This is a genomic window from Rhodopseudomonas palustris (assembly GCF_013415845.1).
Classification (GTDB): domain Bacteria; phylum Pseudomonadota; class Alphaproteobacteria; order Rhizobiales; family Xanthobacteraceae; genus Rhodopseudomonas; species Rhodopseudomonas palustris_F.
Genome location: NZ_CP058907.1, coordinates 4,965,121 through 4,983,168 on the forward strand (window position 1 = coordinate 4,965,121; position 18,048 = coordinate 4,983,168).

Sequence of the window (18,048 nt, forward strand, 5' to 3'; positions counted from 1 at the left end):
GTTCGCCTTATAAAAGACCGTCTCCGGAGAGAGGGTAGTTTGCCGCTTTCGGCTCGTGGCCAGGTCGGGTGGATTGCCCAAGAATGGGTCTATCGGAAATAACTGTGCCGCTTGCCGCTGATCACCGCCGTGGATTCTTCATCCATTTCAGTGCGGCTGCGTGGCTTTCGGAGATCGGCCGGTTTGAGAGCGGCGACGCGAGATCCTGAAGCAGCCAGCGGTTCTTGTTGACAGTGTTCGAGGCGCACCCGTTTTCCCGGAGTTTGTCCAGGCACTCGGTCACGACGCCGAACGTGTTCGCCGCGGCGACTGCCTATGCGATCTTATCTTGCTCGCGCTAGCGCGCGGGGTCCACGCCGGTCGCGAGCACAGCGCGCGCCTCTTCCCAACGCGATCAGGCAACCGTTACCGGCACGTCCGGGCAAGCCCCGAATGAGGTCGGTTTCTTTTCCGGTGAACCGGTAGCGGAAGCGCCAGAGCTTCGACCCGCTTGTCTCGATCTGAAGCGCGAGGCCTCGGCCATCCGAGATGCCTGTACGAATTTGCGCGCCGCTTTGCCGCTTCAATCGCAAGGTTCGTGAGCATGTGGGTAGTCCTTTCTGTTGAAGGACGACCTACTCTCAGTGCTACCCGCGAATTTCTGGGATGTCACGGGACGCCTTGGTGCAAGTCGGCGACGTAACCCGCTGCAATTTCAGCGCTTTACGGTACGTATGGTGTGCTTTAGGGCGCTGTGGGTACAGGAAATGGTGCCCAGGGGCGGGATGCGCGGGCCGAAGCTCGGCTCATTGAATTTACTAGCTTTTTCTTAGCCTAGGCGAGCATTGTTTACCACCCCTGTTACACAACCTTGCCGCCTGTGGACGAGGCCTGTAGGCGCTATTGCGGAATCAACCCGCAGTTGCCTTGATTCGAAGGATCGCGTTTCGTGGCTGCAGGTAATCGGGGGCACTAGGAATGTATGCCGGCTTCAAACCCGTTGAGCTAAAGCTCGGCGATATCGACCTAGACGACAAAAATCCAAGAATCGTCTCGCAGACGCCGTTGACGACACAAGGCGCCATTCTGGCCTACCTCTACGAGCACGAAGAGCTGGAAGCCTTCATCAAGCGAATTGCGTCCGAAGGTCACAACGTGGGCGCGGAACGTCCCTACGTCATCAAAAAGGGAACCCGCTATGTCGTTATTGAGGGGAACACGCGCGTCGCCGCCTATAAGGTCCTGACCGGCCTCATCAAGCCGCCCAAGGACTATGCGCAAACGGTACCCAACGTATCCGAGACCCTCAAGAAAGCACTCCTGAATGTCGTATGCACGCTGGCGCCCGATCGAGATTCGCTAATGCCCGTGATGGCCGGGGCCCATTTTGGTCGCGGCGACAAGTCCCAGTGGGGCTATCTTGGCAGCCGGCAAACGATCTACAACGAATGGAAGGCGGGCAAAACACTCGGAAAGATTGGCAAGGTTTTCAGGCTCACCCAAGGAGAAGTCAAAGACTATATCCTTGAGTATCAGTTGTACCTCAAGGCCCTCTCACTCAATTGGACGCACAAGGAGAAAGACGTCCTCCTTGCGCCAAACGTTGCCTTCAACCCACCGGTTCGCTTTCTGCAGACCAGTGGCCACAAGGACAAGATGGGCATCAAGTACGATACTGCCAATTTGAAGGTCGTGTTCGCTGGAGACGCAGATAAAAAGTTCAAGCACCTTGTGAAGAAGCTGGTCGTCAACCCGGAGCGCGGACTGGGCGCTACGGCGTCGTATGACAGCGTATTCTCCGATTATGATGAGGCCAGTTCCGGGGCAAAACCTGCGAAAACGGGACGAAGCGCGAAGACCGGAGGCGCAAGCGGCGCTAGCGGGGGCTCATCTGGAGGCGGGTCTACAGGCGGAGGCAGCGCGGGCGGAGCAACCGGCAGTGGGAGCCCCAAGCCCAAGCCCGGCGCACTCTTTGGCTACCAGCCCGGCAAGATCAATAGTGGCCTCATCACCCAGTTGCTGAAAGAGGCCAAGGAGATCAACTGCAGGAAATACCCCGCGGCCGCGACATTTTTGCTGCGCAACATCGTCGAGTCGATCTTGAAGCACATCATCGACGTTCAGGGCGGCAACAAAACTGGCAAGTCGCACGACCTGGAAGGCGCCCTCAACTACATCGCCAGCAATGCAATCGTGCTGCCTCCCGGCGATAAGAAAATACTGGCCGAATTCAAGAGGGATCATCTCGCCTATCTCAATCTCGGAGCCCATGGAAACATTATTCCAAATGAGACACGACTGGCAGCTGCTCGGGATTCAATCGATCAATTCGTAAAGAAGCATGTGTGATGATTAACTCGCCCCTTCGCTATCCCGGCGGCAAGGCAAAACTGTTCCCGTACTTCGTCGAGCTGATACGCGAAAACAAACTCTTCGGCCGCGACTACTGCGAGCCATATGCTGGGGGCGCCGGGCTTGCAATTCGCTTGCTCACCAACGGCTTTATTGACAGGGTCTTTATTAATGACCTCGACCCGTCGATCTACGCCTTCTGGGTTTCTGCGCTTTTTGATACCGATAGATTCTGCCGTCTCATTGCAAAGACCGAGATCACCATCGACCAATGGTATCGGCAGCAGAAGGTGTGGCAAAACGCCGACGTCGACAACAAGCTTGCCCTTGGATTCGCAGCCTATTTCCTTAACCGCACAAATCGCTCTGGCATCATCGAAGGAGCGGGACCCATTGGCGGCTTTGCCCAAAAAGGAAAATGGAAGATCGATGTGCGGCTAGTGAAAGACCGACAGATCGAGAACCTGAAGGCTCTGGCTGGCTACGCCAATCAAATCGAAGTCACGAATCTGGATGCCATCGACTTTCTCCAGAAAACACTGAGCAATCCAAATACCCTAACTTATCTAGACCCCCCTTACTTCGTAAAGGGTCACAAGCTTTACAAGAATTTCTACGAGCCGAAAGATCACGAAGAAATTGCTGAGTTGCTCCGCAACGAGCGGAGCGCAAATTGGGTCGTTTCCTACGACGACGTACCGGAAATTCGTGCTGCATACTCGACATTTGATCCCACAACTTATCTCCTGAGCTACAGCGCGGGCGAGAAGTCCGAAGGGCCCGAGGTCATTTTTCTAAGCGATAGCATTAAGCCGCCAGTCGTCCCCGGCTTCAGTGTGCATCATGTTCGGCGCAAGGTCGCTGCAAAGCGCCCAGTAGCCACCAAGAAGTCCCTCGCTTCGAAGGCACGTAAACAAGCTTAGAGGCACACCCCCCCGGACGAGATTTGCGAAGGGGCTTGCATCTGAGACGTGACCTTTCAGGCGCGGCGGTTCGTTTTCCCCCATGCCCCACCGGGGCAGACCAAATTCACGATGGGACGCATCGACTGCAGGTGAGAACGGCTGCTCACTCCAGACCTTAGATTCAGTTCGATGAGTCAATTTGACTCACACCACAAGCTTGCCGCCCGACTCCCTAGAGAACTACTGTATCAACGGTCGTTGACTAGGATGTAAAGCGGTGGCCCACACTCAACCTAAGTTCGTTGCCTACTATCGGGTCTCGACGAAGAGGCAAGGCGCATCAGGGCTTGGTATCGCAGCACAACGGTCCGCCGTTGCGGCTTACCTAAATGGGACATCGGGAGTCATTGCCGCTGAATTCACTGAGATGGAGAGCGGACGCCGCAGCGATCGCCCCGCATTGGAGCAAGCGCTCACCACCGCACGAATCCATCAGGCGGCACTCGTCGTCGCTAAAGTCGACCGCCTCACCCGCTCTGTCGGCTTTCTGTCCAAGCTGCTTGAGGCAGGTGTCGACGTAAGGTTTTCGGACATGCCCGCTATCGAGGGACCAACGGGCCGCTTTATGCTCCAGCAGATGGCCGCCGTCGCCGAGTTGGAAGCCGGCTTAATCTCATCAAGAACGAAGGCCGCTCTTGCTGCTGCGAAAGCACGCGGGACTAAGCTCGGTGGGAACAGGGGAGTCCGCTTAACAAACGCTGCCCGTGCGAAAGGTCGGGCCGAGCAATCCAGTAGAGCACAGAGCCGCGCCGGCGATCTGGCTCCTCTGTTGCTTCAATTGCGGTCCAATGGGATCGCATCCGCCAATGCAATGGCTGCTGCACTGACTGCAAGAGATATTCCTACGGCTCGCGGCGGCCGCAAGTGGTCGGCGGTACAGGTGCGCCGTATCATCGCCAGAATAGATGGATGGGAGCGGATGGTTTTGCCGGCGCCGTAGCCGAGAAGAACCAGCATCTCTATCGAGACGCGCCCATGGTGATCCCATAGTCAGCCCATCATGAAGGCATACCAGAGAGGCTTGACCGAACGCTTTCTTGCCATGCCGCATTTTGGGAGTTTCACCCGAAATACGCCTTTGCCATATGTTCCTCGTTGCACCGCAGAAGAGGAACCAAATGAGGGATAAATTTGGACGGGCGAGGGACGCGTTTGGACGCTGGATGTTTTTGCCGACCATTGCGTCCCGCCCGTTTAGAAGAGTTGGACGCGGAATTGCCGGCGATCCAATTTATCCTGTACTCGGGGAGCGCGGTGCCTGTGCGTGCCTCAAATACTATGAAGATGCTCTCCGATTTCTGAGGGGAGAAGCCGATGAGCCGCCATCGCTGGAAGCTGTCAGATCGGCGGCGATCCCACACGGGCCTATTTTTGAATTGTCCCTACAAGACAGTGAGGCAACGCCCGACGTTTTCGGACCTAAGGTCTACGTCTGGATTGAAGATGCTGACCGGATGGAAGAGCTCTTTGACAGGAGCCCTCGGTGGTTGGATCCAGAATATGTACCGGTTCTTTTGCTTCTCGTGGCTGCAGGTGGCAGCCTTCGCTTCAACGATTCTACGTCAAGGAAGGACAAAAACGGAGTCGCTACTCCTCCTGAGAAGAGGAGGTTCTTCCTGGCATTCGGGCGAGGCGCGGAGCAAAACATCCGGCTCCTACGGATCATAGCCGACGCTCCAGAAGGAAGCCAAGTGCACCGACGCACTCAGAAGAGCGATCCAAATTTTCACTATGACCACCGAAAGAACTGCCTCGAATTCAAGAGTGATGATTCCGTCATTCAATCTGGACGACCGGCTGGATACAGCGGCAAGGGGCGGGAGGCTGCGATTGAAGCGGCCGGCGAGCATTTTGAACGGGCAGCCGAAAGACACGGCCCTCCGGCACTGCGCCATATAGCGGACAGCCCCGCGTCATTCAGGGAGCTCCTCGGGCGATGCTTCGAGATAGCTGACCGGCTTCACGCAGAGCAGACGCGCCGACGAAAGTTGGTTCGCTAGCACCACAGCAGCGTCGCCCGCTTCCTAACCCCTGCAATGCGCTTGGACTGTCCGTGTCCCGGCGTCGATGGACTGCGCCAATATGAAAGACGCCAGACGAACGATCTCTAGAAAATCGCTACGAACGCGGATCGCGGCACTTGAAGGTCTGCCCGTGTGCGTGCTGCCATTTTGCGGCCGACCGACGATGAACGCTGCCGGCAACGGCGTTGCTCTATTCCACTGTCGCCGTCACGTCGAGCACAAGGCTCGGCATGGATCGCACTGGCACGGGACATACAGCGCAGCCGAGTTGAAACCGTATCTTGCTGCCGCAACTTCGTATGTCCGGCATCGGTCGGAGATTGACCCGTTCATCAAGGCGGCCCTCAACACCATCGCACTTCTTCTCGAAGAAGCAGGTCCCACCGAGATCGCCACGCGGCTCAAGGGTATGCCGGCGACCAAACGGGCTCGGATCGCACTGGCGCGACTTCGGGTCGCTGGCATCAAGCCGGAGCGGATCGTCGCGATCGTCTTGGCCGTCACGGCATTGATCGAGGAAGACCCTGGCTCTCACCGGACGAAGGAGTTCCGCACGGTACAGATCGCAAAGGCCCTGCATCGCCTTGCGAGCGGCTACCATCGCGTTTGGGAGCTTCAAGACGAGAGGGGCCAGCTCAAGAAGGTGGCTGAACTCCACGCCTTTCCTCGGTCATCTGGGCCTGTCCTGAGGCTGATTGGTAAGGCCGTCGAGCAGCCGTGCGAATGGGTCGTTGAGAAGCACCTATCCGCAGTCCTCGCCCTGAAGGTCAAACGATACGGACGCCATCCCGCGTTGCCTGCCGGTGCGTGACATCTTCGGGCAATTATTCTCAGCGTCGTCTTCTGTCGAGATATCAGCTGCCACAGTGATGGTACGCACATGTTGGGCATTCAAGGGGGTCACTTTGAACACCCATCGCAAGTAGAGAATCCGGCACTCAATGGACGATCAACTCAACTGGATGTGGTTCGATCCACAATTCCGGGCAGGAACTGACGACCTCGCTGCTGCAGTCAAGCTAGTTGCCGACCTGCTCATAGAATACGAACTCGCGAGCGGCATTCGTAAGCGGGCACGGAAGCTCCCCGATAAGAGGAAGTTCTACGTCGCCGTCGAAGCGTTGGCCTGCAATTTACTGCTTCTCAAGGCAACCGAAGGTGACGCCAAGCTTGCCGTGCCGCGCTCGCATGATTTCCTTTCGCAGAAGGGGCGCAACGCGAACCCGGTCTACGGGCAGCATTTCATTCAAGCGGTCGACATGATGGCAGAACTCGAACTTATCAAGAAAGACGCTACGGGCTTTCGGCACTCCGATAGGCACAAGATGCCTTCACTCATCTCCGGCGCCTTACGTCTCCCTGACTACCTGCCGCTTGATCCCCCCGATTGGCGCAGCGTCAAACGGATAGACGACCCAGCTCTAATAATTAAGAAGGAAGGGAAGGATGAGGATGGGCGAGCTCCTGCCGTGGATTTCAATGAAACGGCCAGAACCAAGCAGTGGACCAGGCAAATCGGGTGCATAAATCGCTTCTTGCAGAATGCGCAAATCGAGATCGCCGGGGGCCCCGATCAATTGGCCCTCGGGAAGGATGGGCAGATTGTTGCACCTTTCCGGCGATCACTGCGGCGCATCTTCAACAACGGCAAGTGGGGCCATGGCGGTCGCCTTGCGGGCGGCTTCTGGATGTCGATGGAGCGGGGTGAACGCAAGCGCATTCGCATTGAGGGCGAGCCAATCGCTGAGGTGGATTATAGGCAGTTGTTTCCCCGCCTCGCCTACGTGCGGGCGCAGGCTGAGCAGCCGGATGGCGACATATACGATGTTCAAGGCGATAAGACCGGCCGGGATGGCTGGAAGAAGCTGATGAATGCGCTGCTCTTCGCCGACGGCCCCCTGAAGAATTGGCCAAAAGAAACGCTTCAGCAATTCCCCGTTGGCACAAAACTTCGCGATGCTATCGAAATGCTATGCCAGAAACACCGCCCCATCGCGCCCCTGTTCGGCACGGGGCTAGGCTTCGAATTGATGCGGGCTGAGAGCGACATCATCATCGACGTGACGACACAGCTTTTCAAGCAAGGCATCACCGCGTTGCCGCTGCACGACGCCGTGCTGGTGGCCGAATCTCGTGCCGTCGCGGCACAGAAGGTAATGCAGGATGAATTTGAGCGACGGGCAGGATGCGGCTGCGCGATAGTTAAAATCAAAATTACGCCCGAATAGCAGGCACTTCCCGTCTTACGTCTCCGCTAATGGAGGGGGAAACCTAGAGGGAAGCTCGGAGTGGGGGGGCTCTAAGCCGAACTTAGCGGCTGCACAGGAGGGGGCCCTCTAAGAGGGGATGAGGTCGGTGATCACCCCGCCCATAGAGGCGCGGGCCCTAGGTCGAGCTTTCAACGTGCCAGCCACTTGGCAGCCCCGTTGATGTCGTCCGGGATGAGCGGCTAGGAGTGAAGGCGTAGCAGTACGGCAACAATGCCAACCACTAAGCCAGTTAAGGCCGCAGTGATGCTGGCCAGCCGCAATGTCATCGAGCGAATAGCCTCCTTCAGGTCTGTCTTGGTCACGAGTTCTTGCATGACAGCATCCCCAGTCAATCGAGTAGGCCTCAGCGTCCTATGAAAGTCCATAATATCCCAAGTCAGAAGAGGCGCCCTTGAAGCATCGGCTTAAGGTTCAGGCACAAAGCTCTCCCCGTTGAGAGGAGGGCAGCGCCCATCCATCGCTCCATGCCCTACCCGAAGAATGGCCCTCAAGACCCGACATCAAGTAACGTCAGGCACTAGAGAGGCAGGGCTTAAAGCCATCACCTGCGGAATGTGAGGGCCCGCCTAAAGCCTGCCTCGGCGCACCTCAGCGGTCCCACGATGCGCCCGTTCGTTGCCGATGGGGGTTGGCGCCTTGCATCTTTACCGGACTCAGCGGGCGCCCTAGAGCCGCCGTCGCAGTGCCTCCGGGCATGGGCTTGGGGTCGGGCGTTTAAAGTGACCGGGCAGACACCGGACACGATTTTGGGGACGACTAACTTCGAGCCTTGCGCGGGGGAATCAACAGCTTATCCGGGGTCGTCTTTAAGGCACCCGCGATGCGAGCCAGCACGATCACCGTAAGGTTTCGCTTTCCCCGTTCGACTTGGCTGATGTAGGTGCGATCCAGCCCGGCCTCTAAGGCTAAGTCTTCCTGAGACAGCCCGGCCGCCTTGCGGGCTCTCCGCACGGTTGCCGCCACTACGCCAACGATGCCCGTCTCGTCTTCCATGAGAGCAAGGGGCCGCGATGATGACTTTTGGTCTACGGACTATAAGTCCCATTTTGTTTGAGAGACCGTGACTTATAGTCTACAAGACGGGTGTTCTCTTATGGAGGTTGAATTGCTGAAAGACCGTCCGAAAGTCCGGATCTCTGAAATGGACCCCACCCAGCCCGAAGCTCGGCTATTTAATGCCCTCGCGACGTGGACAATGGTTTGGGGCGTGGTCGGCGGGACTGTTTGGCTCTTTGAAACAGCGCTTTCTTCACTTGACCTGCCCCGCGCAGCTGTCGCCTTACTCGTCTACGCGGCAATTCCGGTCTCGTTTTTGAGCCTCATGTATTTCTGGCCACGATACCCAAGCATCTTTGAAGCGGCCATGCGACTTCGCTACTTCGCAATTCTTGCACTTGCAGCGTGGCTCGGCGCATATGTGAGCAATATGCGTTTCTCGACATCTTACGAGGGCCGGTTGGTCGAGAAGACGGTGGATACATGCAAGAGAATTCCCCAATGCAGGGAAGCTGCACGAATTTGGTGAAGTCGAAGCTCAAACTTTTATGGACGGAAACCTAGCAATGGCGTCAGCTATCGCCCTGATGGTCACCTCGCCGTAGCCTTCCGAAATATTCCGCGGGGCGTGACCTTGGATGGCGTCCAGGACGCGCATCTCGACCTGCTCATCAATTCCCACCGTCTTGAAGCGATGCCGCCAGCCGTGGCTTGGATCGACATTCGGGTCCTGCACGACTTCGCGGACAAACATGTTCACCTTATTCCGCGCAGTCTTCACCGCTTTGCGGATGCCAAGCTCATCTGAACCCGGCGTGATGAAGAGATGGCCCGGCTTGGAGCCTTCGAGAAAACCCAAGAAGCCTAGCTCAATCACCTGCTGATGAAGCACGACGACCCTGGCCTCATCTGTCTTTACGGGCCCGGCCTCAGGCGTCACATGCACGACCCAATGGTTGCCTTCTCGGCGAACATCCTGTTTCCGGAGCTGGAGCATTTCGCCCACGCGTGCACCCGTGAACGCGCACAGCCACGGCACCCACCGTTTCGCAGCCGCAAGTTTCGGTGCCTCCCGGCCTGCTTGGTAGCCCTTCGCATGGCGTAGGATGAGCGCGGCCTCCGCATCCGAAAACCCCTTCGAGCGGAGCTTTCGAGGCTTCGAGACTTTTAGCGTGATCCCCTCGGCAGGATTGGTGGCAATCCGCCTATTCATCTTGGCCCATGCAAAAATGGTCTTCAGGCCGGCAAGGTCGCTGTCCTTGACCGTCTTGGCACTCGCGCCTTTCGCAAGGCGGACATCCTTGAAACGGAGAATGTCTTCCGGAGTCACTCGGCTTGCATCATCGTGCTCCAAGACAGCGACGAGCTTTGCCATCGTGTTCCGATAGCTTTCATAGGTGCTCGGCTTTCGCCCAGCGGCTTGGGCTTCTGTCCACCAATCTTCAACCAGCCCCTTCAGCGAAACATCCGCCTTGATGGGATCGCCTGCGCTCCGCAGAGGGGCTCGCCAATCCGGAAAACGAGTCGCCTTGGGGTCCGGGGCATAGTTGCCCTCAGCGTTTCTCTTGCGGCTCTCGAAGGCGTCCCTCATTGCCATCCAGAAGGCGGACAGAAGGATGGCCCGAGAGTCCTCGTCAACGTGACGTATCCCTTTGCTGAGGAGCAGGCGGTCTACCAGCGGCCCGAGGGGCTGCTCCAAATCCTTTGCGTCTCCGCTGGAGCCGACCCTTTCCCACATATCCACCACGGCCGCCCAATAGGCTTCGTGCTCTTCCTGAGATTCAGCGCAGCGCTTCCAACCAATTCCGGGGATGTGTTCGATGGCCACTGTCCTGGCGCCGACCTCACTGTCGGCCCAAATGCGATAGAGATCGCCGGCGAGCGCCGTTGCTTGACGGTGCGAGAGCGTGACCGGGTCATCATTTCGAAACGCCTGCCAAATCGTCTCAAGGTGGCCTGCGATTGCCGCCTGCAAGATCTTCACTTGGGCCGGATCATCCGTGCCGAGCGAAAAGGAAATCGACTGGGAGCGCTCCGTCGGGGTGACGAATTTGGTGCTGCCGCCGAACGGAATCGCGAGCCTCCGGCCAGCGATCCTGCCTTTAATGTCAGCCGGAATGCGCTGCACGAAATAGGCAGACCGCGAGCTCTTCCGCTTCATGGGACGTACCACCCGAAACAGCATTGTTACGCACCCTTGTTAGGCAGTCGGGCAAGCGCAACACACTGATAGGGCTTAACTTATTGAAGGGATGGACGTCTTCAATAAAATGGTGCCCAGGGGCGGGATCGAACCACCGACACTGCGATTTTCAGTCGCATGCTCTACCAACTGAGCTACCTGGGCGTCGTCCGCCCGGTTCGAAACCGGGGGAGCGCCGGGTTATAGTCAGACACGGCGGCGCTGTCCACCCGTCGGGACGGTGTTTTGCCGGGGAAAAATTCACCGGATCGTCGCAGAGCCGGCCCCCGGAATTTCCACTCAATCCTCTTCGTCGTCGGCCGGGCGGCCCGGAATCGCGTAGGCGCCGGACAGCCAGCGATTGAGGTCGACGTCGCGGCAGCGCTCGCTGCAGAACGGGTGCGATTGGGCGGTCGCCGGCTTGCCGCAGACCGGGCAAGGCTTGGCGCCATTCCGCTTCGGCTTGGCCGGTTCAGCCGGCATTGAGCCAGCCGTGACGGATCGGGAAACCCTCGCCGCCGAGCAGCGAAATCGTCTCGTACAGCGGCAGCCCGACGACGTTGGTGTAGGAGCCGACCAGCTTGACCACGAACGAGCCGGCGATGCCCTGCACCGCATAGCCGCCAGCCTTGCCGCGCCATTCGCCGGAGCCGACATAGCCGGCGATGTCCTCTTCCGACAGCCGCTTGAACCGCACCCGGGTCTCGACCAGGCGCTGGCGGAATGCTTCCTTCGGCGTGACCAGGCAGACCGCGGTATAGACGCGGTGGTTGCGACCCGACAGCAGCCGCAGGCACTGCGAGGCTTCGTCGGTCAGCTCGGCCTTCGGAAGGATGCGGCGGCCGACCGCCACCACGGTGTCGGCGGCGAGCAGATACGAGCCGCGCAGATCATCGTCGAGCTGGATCGACTGCAGCGCCGCCTCGGCCTTGGCGCGGGCCAGCCGGTTGGCGCAGGCGCGCGGCAGCTCGCCGCGGATCGGCGTTTCGTCGACGTCCGCCGGCCGCAGCGCATCGGGCTCGATGCCGGCCTGATTGAGCAGCGCGAGCCGTCGCGGCGAGCCGGAGGCGAGAACGAGTTTGGGGCGGCCGAGCATGCGGAACTTTTGATTCGACAGGGTGGCGGGAGAGAGCGCGGAACCTATCGGAAGGCGCGTGCCGGGACAACAGGCGCCGGGCACAGAGCAGGACAGTCAACGCGCCGGCCAGTTCCAGGATGGGCGCTCGCCGTCGCGGACCAGCGTCTCGCTCAGCTCTTTCTCGAGCACGATCTCGCGGCTGTCCGCCTCGCGGCGCAGCGCCGATACCAGTCCGTCGGCATGCGACACCACGACGATCTGCGAGCGTGTCGCGGCTGCGGCGATCAGCCGGGCGAGCGGCGCGAGAAGATCGGGGTGCAGGCTGGCCTCAGGCTCGTTGAGGATCATCAGCTCGGGCGGCCGCGGCGACAGCAGCGCGGCGACCAGCAGCAGGTAGCGCAGCGTGCCGTCCGACAATTCAGCGGCTTTCAGGGGACGCAGCAGGCCGTGCTGCTCCATCGCCAGTTCGAAATAACCGTCGGCCTCGGACACCTCGAGGCGCGCACGCGGAAAAGCATCGTCGATGGTGGCCGCGAGCGCCTCGTGATCGCCGATCTCCAGGACGGTCTGGATCGCTGCCGCCAGATCGGCACCGTCGCCGCCGAGCACCGGCGTGCGGGTGCCGATCTGCGGCCGCCGCGCCGGGGCGTCGCGATCGGTACGCAACTGATCATAGAACCGCCAGTCCCGCATCCGGTCGCGCAGCAGCAATAGTTCGAGCGCTTCACGCGGATCGGCGCCGTGAGTCATCATGCTGTCGGCGGGGCTCAGCGACCGATACACCTCGCGCCACTGGCCGCCGTCGTCACGCACCCGCACGAACGGACCGCGCCGTTCGGCGAACGCGTTGGCGCGGCCGAGCAGTTCGCCGGTCCACACGGTCTCGACCTTGATCTCCGGATCGCGCGTGAACCTCGATGCGCGCGGCCCATCCGGCGGCGGCGGCAGGCCGAGATCGATCGCGTAGCCGTAATCCGGGCCGGCGAAACCGAGCTTCAGGCTGACGCGGGTGCTACGCGTCGTGCCCTGCACCGGATGAACGCCGCGCTTCATCGTGCGCGACAGCGTCTCAGGCCCGGCCCACAGCGTCGACGGCAAGCCGCCCTCGGCGGCCAGCGATTGAATCACCCGCCCTTGCGCGATCTCGGCCAGCAGCCGCAACGCGCGATACAGGCTCGACTTCCCCGTGCCGTTGGCGCCGGTGACGACATTCAGCGGCCCGAGCGACAGCCGAACGTCGCGCAACGATCGGTAGCCCGAAACAGCAAGTCGCGTGATCATTGCGATTCTCGCGGTGTCCTAACGCTCGATGGATAGCAGATGCGGAGCGAGCGGCCAAAGCATGGAGCCGCAGTCTGCGAAGTGGGGGCTCTTCTCTTTGCATGCTTGCGCCCCTTCCCCCGCGGAACGTCATTCCGGGGCGCTCGCGCAGCGAGCGAACCTGGAATCTCGATTTGCAGGAGGCCATGCTCCACAAACTCGGGATTCCGGGTTCGCGCCTGGCGGCGCGCCCCGGAATGACGTTCTGCGGGAAGGCGAGGTTACTCAGTGCGTCGTGCGAAGGCGTGCAAGGCAAGTCACGTTTTGCCGAAACAGATTACCAGCTCTCAACTACTCGTTCCCGCTGCTGTGGCGGCCGAAGCATCATCGCATGCGATGGATGCACATGACCGGGATGACTGAGCCCGCACCATCGGCGGCGAGCTCCCTCGCCCCGCTGTTGCGGGGAGAGGGTTGGGGTGAGGGGCAGACGCAAGCACTGACTCTCGGCCTTGCTGAGGCGCCCCCTCACCCGGATCATCGCTGCGCGACGATCCGACCTCTCCCCGCGCGCGGGGAGAGGTTGCGCTGTGCCTCGCAGCGACCAACTACTCGTTCCCGCCGCTGTGGCGGCCGAAGCGTTTGTAGATGCGTTGCATCAGGGAGTCGGCGACTTCGCGGTAGGCGGCGAGCTTCTGCTCGCGGTTGCCTTCGGTGCCCGTCGGATCGTAGGTCGGCCAGTATTCGACGTCGACCGCGTGGGCGCGGGTCAGCTCCAGCGCCTTGTGGTGCGCTTCCGGCGACAGCGTGACGATCAGGTCGAAGTTCAGGCCCTCGTAATCGTCGAGCTCTTCGAAGGTGGTCGGCTTGTGCTTGGAGATGTCGAGGCCGCGCTCGGCCATCACCGCCACCGCGAAGGGATCGAGTTCCTGGGTCTTCACCCCGGCGGAGCGCACATACATCGTACGCGGCGCGATGCCGCGCAGCATCGCCTCGGCCATCGGCGAGCGCACGCTGTTCATGCCGCAGGCGAACAGTACCGCGTGCGGCAGGCCGGTCCGCGACGGCGGGATCATCACCGCCGTCCGCCGCCGCTCGGCCCACGCCAGGTTGCCCTGCGCGCGCCGCGCATCGTCAGCCCTTCCAGTGCAGCACGGAGATCAGCGTGAACAGCCGCCGCGCGGTCTCGAAATCGATACGGACCTTGCCGGCCAGCCGCTCCTGCAGCGTGCGCGAGCCTTCGTCGTGGATGCCGCGGCGGCCCATGTCGATGGCTTCGATCTTGTCGGGCGTGGCGGTGCGGATCGCCTGATAGTAGCTGTCGCAGATCATGAAGTAGTCCTTCACGATGCGGCGGAACGGCGTCAGCGACAACAGATGGGTGATCACCGGCGCGCCATCCTCACGGCGGATGTCGAACATCAGCCGGTTGCCGGTGATGCCGATATGCAGGGTGAACGGCCCCTCGCCCGCGCCTTCGGGCGCGAACAGGTTCTTTTCGACCAGATCGTAGATCGCGATGGCGCGCTCGTGCTCGATGTCCGGTCCCGAGCGCCCGATCGATTCCTCGTCGAGCGTCACCGCGACGATGCGATTGTTGGAATCGTCTGGTTCCGGATTGCTCATCGCTGATTCAGACGCAGTCCCACCGATCGCGCATGCGCATCCAATCCTTCGGCCTTGCCGAGCGCCATCGCGGCCGGGCCGAGCGCGGCGAGCTGTTCGGGCCCGCACTTCAGGATCGAGGTGCGCTTCATGAAGTCGAGCACGCCGAGGCCCGACGAGAACCGCGCCGAACGCGCGGTCGGCAGCACGTGGTTGGAGCCGCCGACATAGTCGCCGATCGCTTCCGGCGTATGGCCGCCGAGGAAGATCGCGCCGGCATTGCGGATCTTGTCGGCGAACGCTTCCGGATCGGCCGTCATGATCTCGAGATGCTCGGCCGCGATCGCGTTGGCGAGCGGGACCGCATCCTCCAGCTTGGCGACCTTGATGATGGCGCCGAACTCGTCCCACGAGGCGCGCGCGATCTTGACGCGCGGCAGCGTGGTGAGCTGCGCCGCCAAGGCGCGCTCGACGTCGGCGGCGAGTACCGCGCTATCGGTAATCAGAATCGATTGCGCATTGGCGTCGTGCTCGGCCTGCGCCAACAAATCGGCCGCAATCCAATCCGGATTGGCGGTCTTATCGGCAACCACCACGACTTCCGATGGACCGGCGATCATGTCGATGCCGACGCGGCCGAACACCAGGCGCTTGGCTGCAGCGACATAAGCGTTGCCGGGGCCGACGATCTTGGCGACCGGCGCGATCGTCGCGGTGCCGTAGGCCAACGCAGCCACCGCCTGTGCGCCGCCGATGCGGTAGATCTCGGTGGCGCCAGCGAGCTGCGCCGCGGCCAGCACCAGCGGATTGAGCGTGCCGCCGGGCGACGGCACCACCATCACCACGCGCTCGACACCAGCGACCTTGGCTGGAATCGCATTCATCAGCACCGACGACGGATACGCCGCGGTGCCGCCGGGCACGTACAGGCCGACCGCCTCGATCGCGCTCCAGCGCCAGCCGAGCTCGACGCCGAGCGGATCGGTGAAGCGATCGTCCTTCGGCAATTGCCGGCGATGGAAGAATTCGATGCGGTCGCGCGCCAGCTTCAGCGCGTCGATCGTCTCGGAATCGCACGCCTTCACGGCGGCTTCGACCTCGGCCTCGCCGACCCGCATGCCGGCGGCATCCAGCGTCAGCCGGTCGAACTTTTCGGTCGCTTCCAGCAGCGCAGCGTCGCCACGATGTGCGACATCGTCGACGATGGCCCGGGTGGCGGCCTCGATATCCGCCGCAACCTCCCGCTTCATCGCCAGGAAGGCTTTGAATTTGGAAGCGAAATCGGGACTGGCGTTATCGAGACGAAGGGGCATGTCGATTGATCCGGCAGGCGGCTGCGGCGGGGCGGCCTCTGCTCAATGGCGCGGCGTCTTACCGCCGTCAACCCTCATAACTGCGTGGTTTGGCGGACGGCGCGGGGTGGCCTTGCGGCTCGCTCAGCCGAGCCCACCGAGGTTTTCCGGCGGAGCCTCGCCGTCGCCGACACCGAGCGCATCAGGACCAAGATCGGTCAGCGCGCATTCGAGGCATTCGACGTCGAGTCGCAGCATCCCGCCGCGCGAGAACATCAGCACCACGCTGCCGCCGGGCGGCTCCGGCGCAGCGTAGAATTCGAGGCCGATCAATTCCAGCGCTTCGTTCTTGGCATTCATGTCAATCGCGCGCGACTTGCAGGCCAGCACGCGCTCGAACCGCAGCGCGGCGATCAGGCGGCCGGGCACGGGTTCGCCCGACAGCGTCTGCTCCCAATCGAGCCGGTGCAGGCCGATCACCAGGCGCTTCTCGGTTTGTCGCCAGACGATGTCGCCGATCTCGACCCGAGCGTCCTGGACGTGCGCCGAGATCACCGAAAGATCGTCCGCATCGAAAGCAAGCAGCTTGAGATCGCCCACGGCCGGCCCCTTCGCGGCATCAGCCGCTGATGCGCTCGATGTTGGCGCCGCAGGCCGACAGCTTCTCTTCGAGCCGTTCGAAGCCGCGGTCGAGATGATAGATGCGGTTGACCATGGTCTCGCCTTCGGCAGCGAGCGCCGCGATCACCAGCGACACCGAGGCGCGCAGATCGGTCGCCATCACCGGCGCGCCGCGCAACCGCTCGACGCCGTCGATGGTCGCGGTCTCGCCATCGAGCGAGATCTTGGCGCCGAACCGCGCCAGCTCCTGGACGTGCATGAAGCGGTTTTCGAAGATCGTCTCGGTGATGTGCGAGGCGCCCTTGGCGCGGGTCATCAGCGCCATCAGCTGCGCCTGCAGATCGGTTGGGAAACCGGGGAACGGCGCGGTGGTGACGGTCACCGGGCTGATGCCGGCGCCGTTGCGCGCGACCTTGATGCCGTCGTTGTTGACGGTGATGGTGGCGCCGGCCTGGGTCAGCACGTCGAGCGCCGCCTGCAGCAGCTCGGGACGGGCACCGGAAAGCTGGACCTCGCCGCCGGCCATCGCCACCGCCATCGCATAGGTGCCGGTCTCGATCCGGTCCGGCAGCACGGTGTGGCGCGCGCCGTGCAGCTTGGCGACGCCCTCGATGGTGATGCGCGGGGTGCCGGCACCGGTGATCTTCGCGCCCATCTTGTTGAGGCAGTCGGCGACGTCGACGATCTCAGGCTCGCACGCCGCATTGTCGATAATGGTGGTGCCCTTGGCGAGCGCCGCCGCCATCACCGCCACATGGGTGCCACTGACGGTAACCTTGGGGAACGCGATGGTCGCGCCCTTCAGGCCGCCGGGCGCCTTGGCAATGACGTAGCCTCCGTCGATCGTGATCTCGGCGCCGAGCTTTTCCAGCGCCATGATCAGAAGGTCGACCGGCCGGGTGCCGATCGCGCAGCCGCCCGGCAGCGAAACCTTCGCTTCGTGCATCCGCGCCACCAGCGGCGCGATCACCCAGAAGCTGGCGCGCATCTTCGACACCAGGTCATACGGCGCGGTGGTGTCGACGATGGTCTTGGCGGAGATGTGCAGGGTCTGGCCCTGATATTCGTGGTCGCCCGGACGCTTGCCGGCCGCCATGATGTCGACGCCGTGGTTGCCGAGGATCCGCTGCAACAGCGCGACGTCGGCCAGACGCGGCACATTGTCGAGAATCAGGGTCTCGTCGGTCAGCAGGGCCGCGATCATCAAGGGCAGCGCCGCATTCTTGGCCCCCGAAATCGGGATGGTGCCCCGCAGCTCGTTGCCGCCGATGATCTTGATCCGATCCATGCCGATTCCCGCTGATTTGCCGTGGAATTATACGGCAGGAGCGCCGCCCGTGGCAAAAGCGTGGAATTTGAGGCGATTTCAAGGGCGACGGGGCTCGCGCGATGCCGCGGCGGGCGATCCTGTGCCCGCAAAACCG

General features: G+C 61.5%; 17 protein-coding genes and 1 tRNA gene. 6 read left to right on the top strand and 12 right to left on the bottom strand.

All coding sequences use genetic code 11. From position 1 onward, the window contains the following. Positions 1–323 precede the first annotated feature (323 nt). Positions 324–572, bottom strand: coding sequence for an Arm DNA-binding domain-containing protein (locus HZF03_RS24635; RefSeq protein ID WP_420853827.1), 249 nt, complete (start codon positions 570–572; stop codon positions 324–326). Positions 573–957: 385 nt separating this feature from the next. Here HZF03_RS24635 and HZF03_RS22745 point away from each other — a divergent pair, with 385 nt between their 5' ends. The 5 genes from HZF03_RS22745 (at position 958) to HZF03_RS22765 (ending at position 7,548) form a co-directional block, all read left to right on the top strand. Next, positions 958–2,328, top strand: coding sequence for a hypothetical protein (locus HZF03_RS22745; RefSeq protein WP_119017755.1), 1,371 nt, complete (start codon positions 958–960; stop codon positions 2,326–2,328). Further along, on the top strand, positions 2,328–3,254 hold the full coding sequence (locus HZF03_RS22750; protein ID WP_119017756.1) for a DNA adenine methylase: 927 nt from the start codon (positions 2,328–2,330) through the stop codon (positions 3,252–3,254). The genes HZF03_RS22745 and HZF03_RS22750 overlap by 1 nt, the downstream gene beginning before the upstream one ends. Before the next feature lie 259 nt (positions 3,255–3,513). Further along, positions 3,514–4,236 carry a recombinase family protein gene (locus HZF03_RS22755; protein ID WP_119017757.1) on the top strand — a complete coding sequence of 241 codons (723 nt, stop codon included), beginning with the start codon at positions 3,514–3,516 and terminating at the stop codon, positions 4,234–4,236. Positions 4,237–5,378: 1,142 nt separating this feature from the next. Then, positions 5,379–6,131, top strand: coding sequence for a hypothetical protein (locus HZF03_RS22760; RefSeq protein WP_234832183.1), 753 nt, complete (start codon positions 5,379–5,381; stop codon positions 6,129–6,131). Positions 6,132–6,261: 130 nt separating this feature from the next. Further along, positions 6,262–7,548, top strand: coding sequence for a hypothetical protein (locus tag HZF03_RS22765; RefSeq protein ID WP_234832184.1), 1,287 nt, complete (start codon positions 6,262–6,264; stop codon positions 7,546–7,548). Between the two features lie 798 nt (positions 7,549–8,346). Here the strand turns inward: HZF03_RS22765 and HZF03_RS22770 are convergent. Next, positions 8,347–8,583, bottom strand: a complete 237-nt coding sequence (locus HZF03_RS22770; RefSeq protein WP_119017760.1) for a helix-turn-helix domain-containing protein — start codon at positions 8,581–8,583, stop codon at positions 8,347–8,349. Positions 8,584–8,683: 100 nt separating this feature from the next. Here HZF03_RS22770 and HZF03_RS22775 point away from each other — a divergent pair, with 100 nt between their 5' ends. Beyond that, on the top strand, positions 8,684–9,115 hold the full coding sequence (locus HZF03_RS22775) for a hypothetical protein (RefSeq protein WP_119017761.1): 432 nt from the start codon (positions 8,684–8,686) through the stop codon (positions 9,113–9,115). Positions 9,116–9,124: 9 nt separating this feature from the next. On the opposite strand, the gene HZF03_RS22780 is transcribed toward HZF03_RS22775, so the two are convergent. The 10 genes from HZF03_RS22780 to murA all read right to left on the bottom strand — a co-directional run bounded on the left by HZF03_RS22780 (position 9,125) and on the right by murA (position 17,912). Continuing rightward, the gene (locus tag HZF03_RS22780; protein WP_234832185.1) at positions 9,125–10,771 is read right to left on the bottom strand and encodes a tyrosine-type recombinase/integrase; all 1,647 of its coding nucleotides are present in this window, start codon (positions 10,769–10,771) and stop codon (positions 9,125–9,127) included. 86 nt (positions 10,772–10,857) lie between these two features. Next, positions 10,858–10,933 (bottom strand) — tRNA-Phe (locus HZF03_RS22785). A 135-nt stretch (positions 10,934–11,068) separates the two neighbouring features. Then, positions 11,069–11,251 (bottom strand): DNA gyrase inhibitor YacG, encoded by a 183-nt coding sequence (gene yacG, locus HZF03_RS22790; protein WP_119017763.1) that lies wholly within the window; start codon positions 11,249–11,251, stop codon positions 11,069–11,071. Continuing rightward, on the bottom strand, positions 11,241–11,864 hold the full coding sequence (locus HZF03_RS22795; protein ID WP_012497704.1) for a Maf-like protein: 624 nt from the start codon (positions 11,862–11,864) through the stop codon (positions 11,241–11,243). The genes yacG and HZF03_RS22795 overlap by 11 nt, the downstream gene beginning before the upstream one ends. Positions 11,865–11,960: 96 nt before the next feature. Beyond that, complete coding sequence (locus HZF03_RS22800) at positions 11,961–13,127, bottom strand: AAA family ATPase (RefSeq protein ID WP_119017764.1); 1,167 nt, start codon at positions 13,125–13,127, stop codon at positions 11,961–11,963. Between the two features lie 587 nt (positions 13,128–13,714). Further along, the gene (locus HZF03_RS22805; protein WP_119017765.1) at positions 13,715–14,182 is read right to left on the bottom strand and encodes an arsenate-mycothiol transferase ArsC; all 468 of its coding nucleotides are present in this window, start codon (positions 14,180–14,182) and stop codon (positions 13,715–13,717) included. Positions 14,183–14,240: 58 nt separating this feature from the next. Next, positions 14,241–14,732, bottom strand: coding sequence for a UPF0262 family protein (locus HZF03_RS22810; RefSeq protein WP_011160062.1), 492 nt, complete (start codon positions 14,730–14,732; stop codon positions 14,241–14,243). Beyond that, positions 14,729–16,024 (bottom strand): histidinol dehydrogenase, encoded by a 1,296-nt coding sequence (gene hisD, locus HZF03_RS22815; RefSeq protein WP_012497707.1) that lies wholly within the window; start codon positions 16,022–16,024, stop codon positions 14,729–14,731. Before hisD ends, HZF03_RS22810 begins: the two co-directional genes overlap by 4 nt. Before the next feature lie 123 nt (positions 16,025–16,147). Continuing rightward, a complete protein-coding gene (locus HZF03_RS22820) occupies positions 16,148–16,603 on the bottom strand; it encodes a DUF2948 family protein (protein WP_119017766.1) in 456 nt (151 codons plus the stop codon). Between the two features lie 19 nt (positions 16,604–16,622). After that, positions 16,623–17,912: a UDP-N-acetylglucosamine 1-carboxyvinyltransferase gene (gene murA, locus HZF03_RS22825; RefSeq protein WP_011160065.1), complete on the bottom strand. Its 1,290-nt coding sequence runs from the start codon at positions 17,910–17,912 to the stop codon at positions 16,623–16,625. Positions 17,913–18,048: the final 136 nt, after the last annotated feature.

Bases quoted from the DNA above. Each gene is read 5' to 3' on its own strand.
- HZF03_RS22745 (WP_119017755.1), top strand. From the start codon at position 958: ATGTATGCCGGCTTCAAACCCGTTGAGCTAAAGCTCGGCGATATCGAC.
- HZF03_RS22810 (WP_011160062.1), bottom strand. From the start codon at position 14,732: ATGAGCAATCCGGAACCAGACGATTCCAACAATCGCATCGTCGCGGTG.
- HZF03_RS22805 (WP_119017765.1), bottom strand. From the start codon at position 14,182: ATGATCCCGCCGTCGCGGACCGGCCTGCCGCACGCGGTACTGTTCGCC.
- HZF03_RS22800 (WP_119017764.1), bottom strand. From the start codon at position 13,127: ATGATCACGCGACTTGCTGTTTCGGGCTACCGATCGTTGCGCGACGTT.
- HZF03_RS22775 (WP_119017761.1), top strand. From the start codon at position 8,684: ATGGAGGTTGAATTGCTGAAAGACCGTCCGAAAGTCCGGATCTCTGAA.
- HZF03_RS22750 (WP_119017756.1), top strand. From the start codon at position 2,328: ATGATTAACTCGCCCCTTCGCTATCCCGGCGGCAAGGCAAAACTGTTC.
- HZF03_RS22795 (WP_012497704.1), bottom strand. From the start codon at position 11,864: ATGCTCGGCCGCCCCAAACTCGTTCTCGCCTCCGGCTCGCCGCGACGG.
- yacG (WP_119017763.1), bottom strand. From the start codon at position 11,251: ATGCCGGCTGAACCGGCCAAGCCGAAGCGGAATGGCGCCAAGCCTTGC.
- HZF03_RS22780 (WP_234832185.1), bottom strand. From the start codon at position 10,771: ATGCTGTTTCGGGTGGTACGTCCCATGAAGCGGAAGAGCTCGCGGTCT.
- hisD (WP_012497707.1), bottom strand. From the start codon at position 16,024: ATGCCCCTTCGTCTCGATAACGCCAGTCCCGATTTCGCTTCCAAATTC.
- HZF03_RS22770 (WP_119017760.1), bottom strand. From the start codon at position 8,583: ATGGAAGACGAGACGGGCATCGTTGGCGTAGTGGCGGCAACCGTGCGG.
- murA (WP_011160065.1), bottom strand. From the start codon at position 17,912: ATGGATCGGATCAAGATCATCGGCGGCAACGAGCTGCGGGGCACCATC.
- HZF03_RS22765 (WP_234832184.1), top strand. From the start codon at position 6,262: ATGGACGATCAACTCAACTGGATGTGGTTCGATCCACAATTCCGGGCA.
- HZF03_RS22760 (WP_234832183.1), top strand. From the start codon at position 5,379: ATGAAAGACGCCAGACGAACGATCTCTAGAAAATCGCTACGAACGCGG.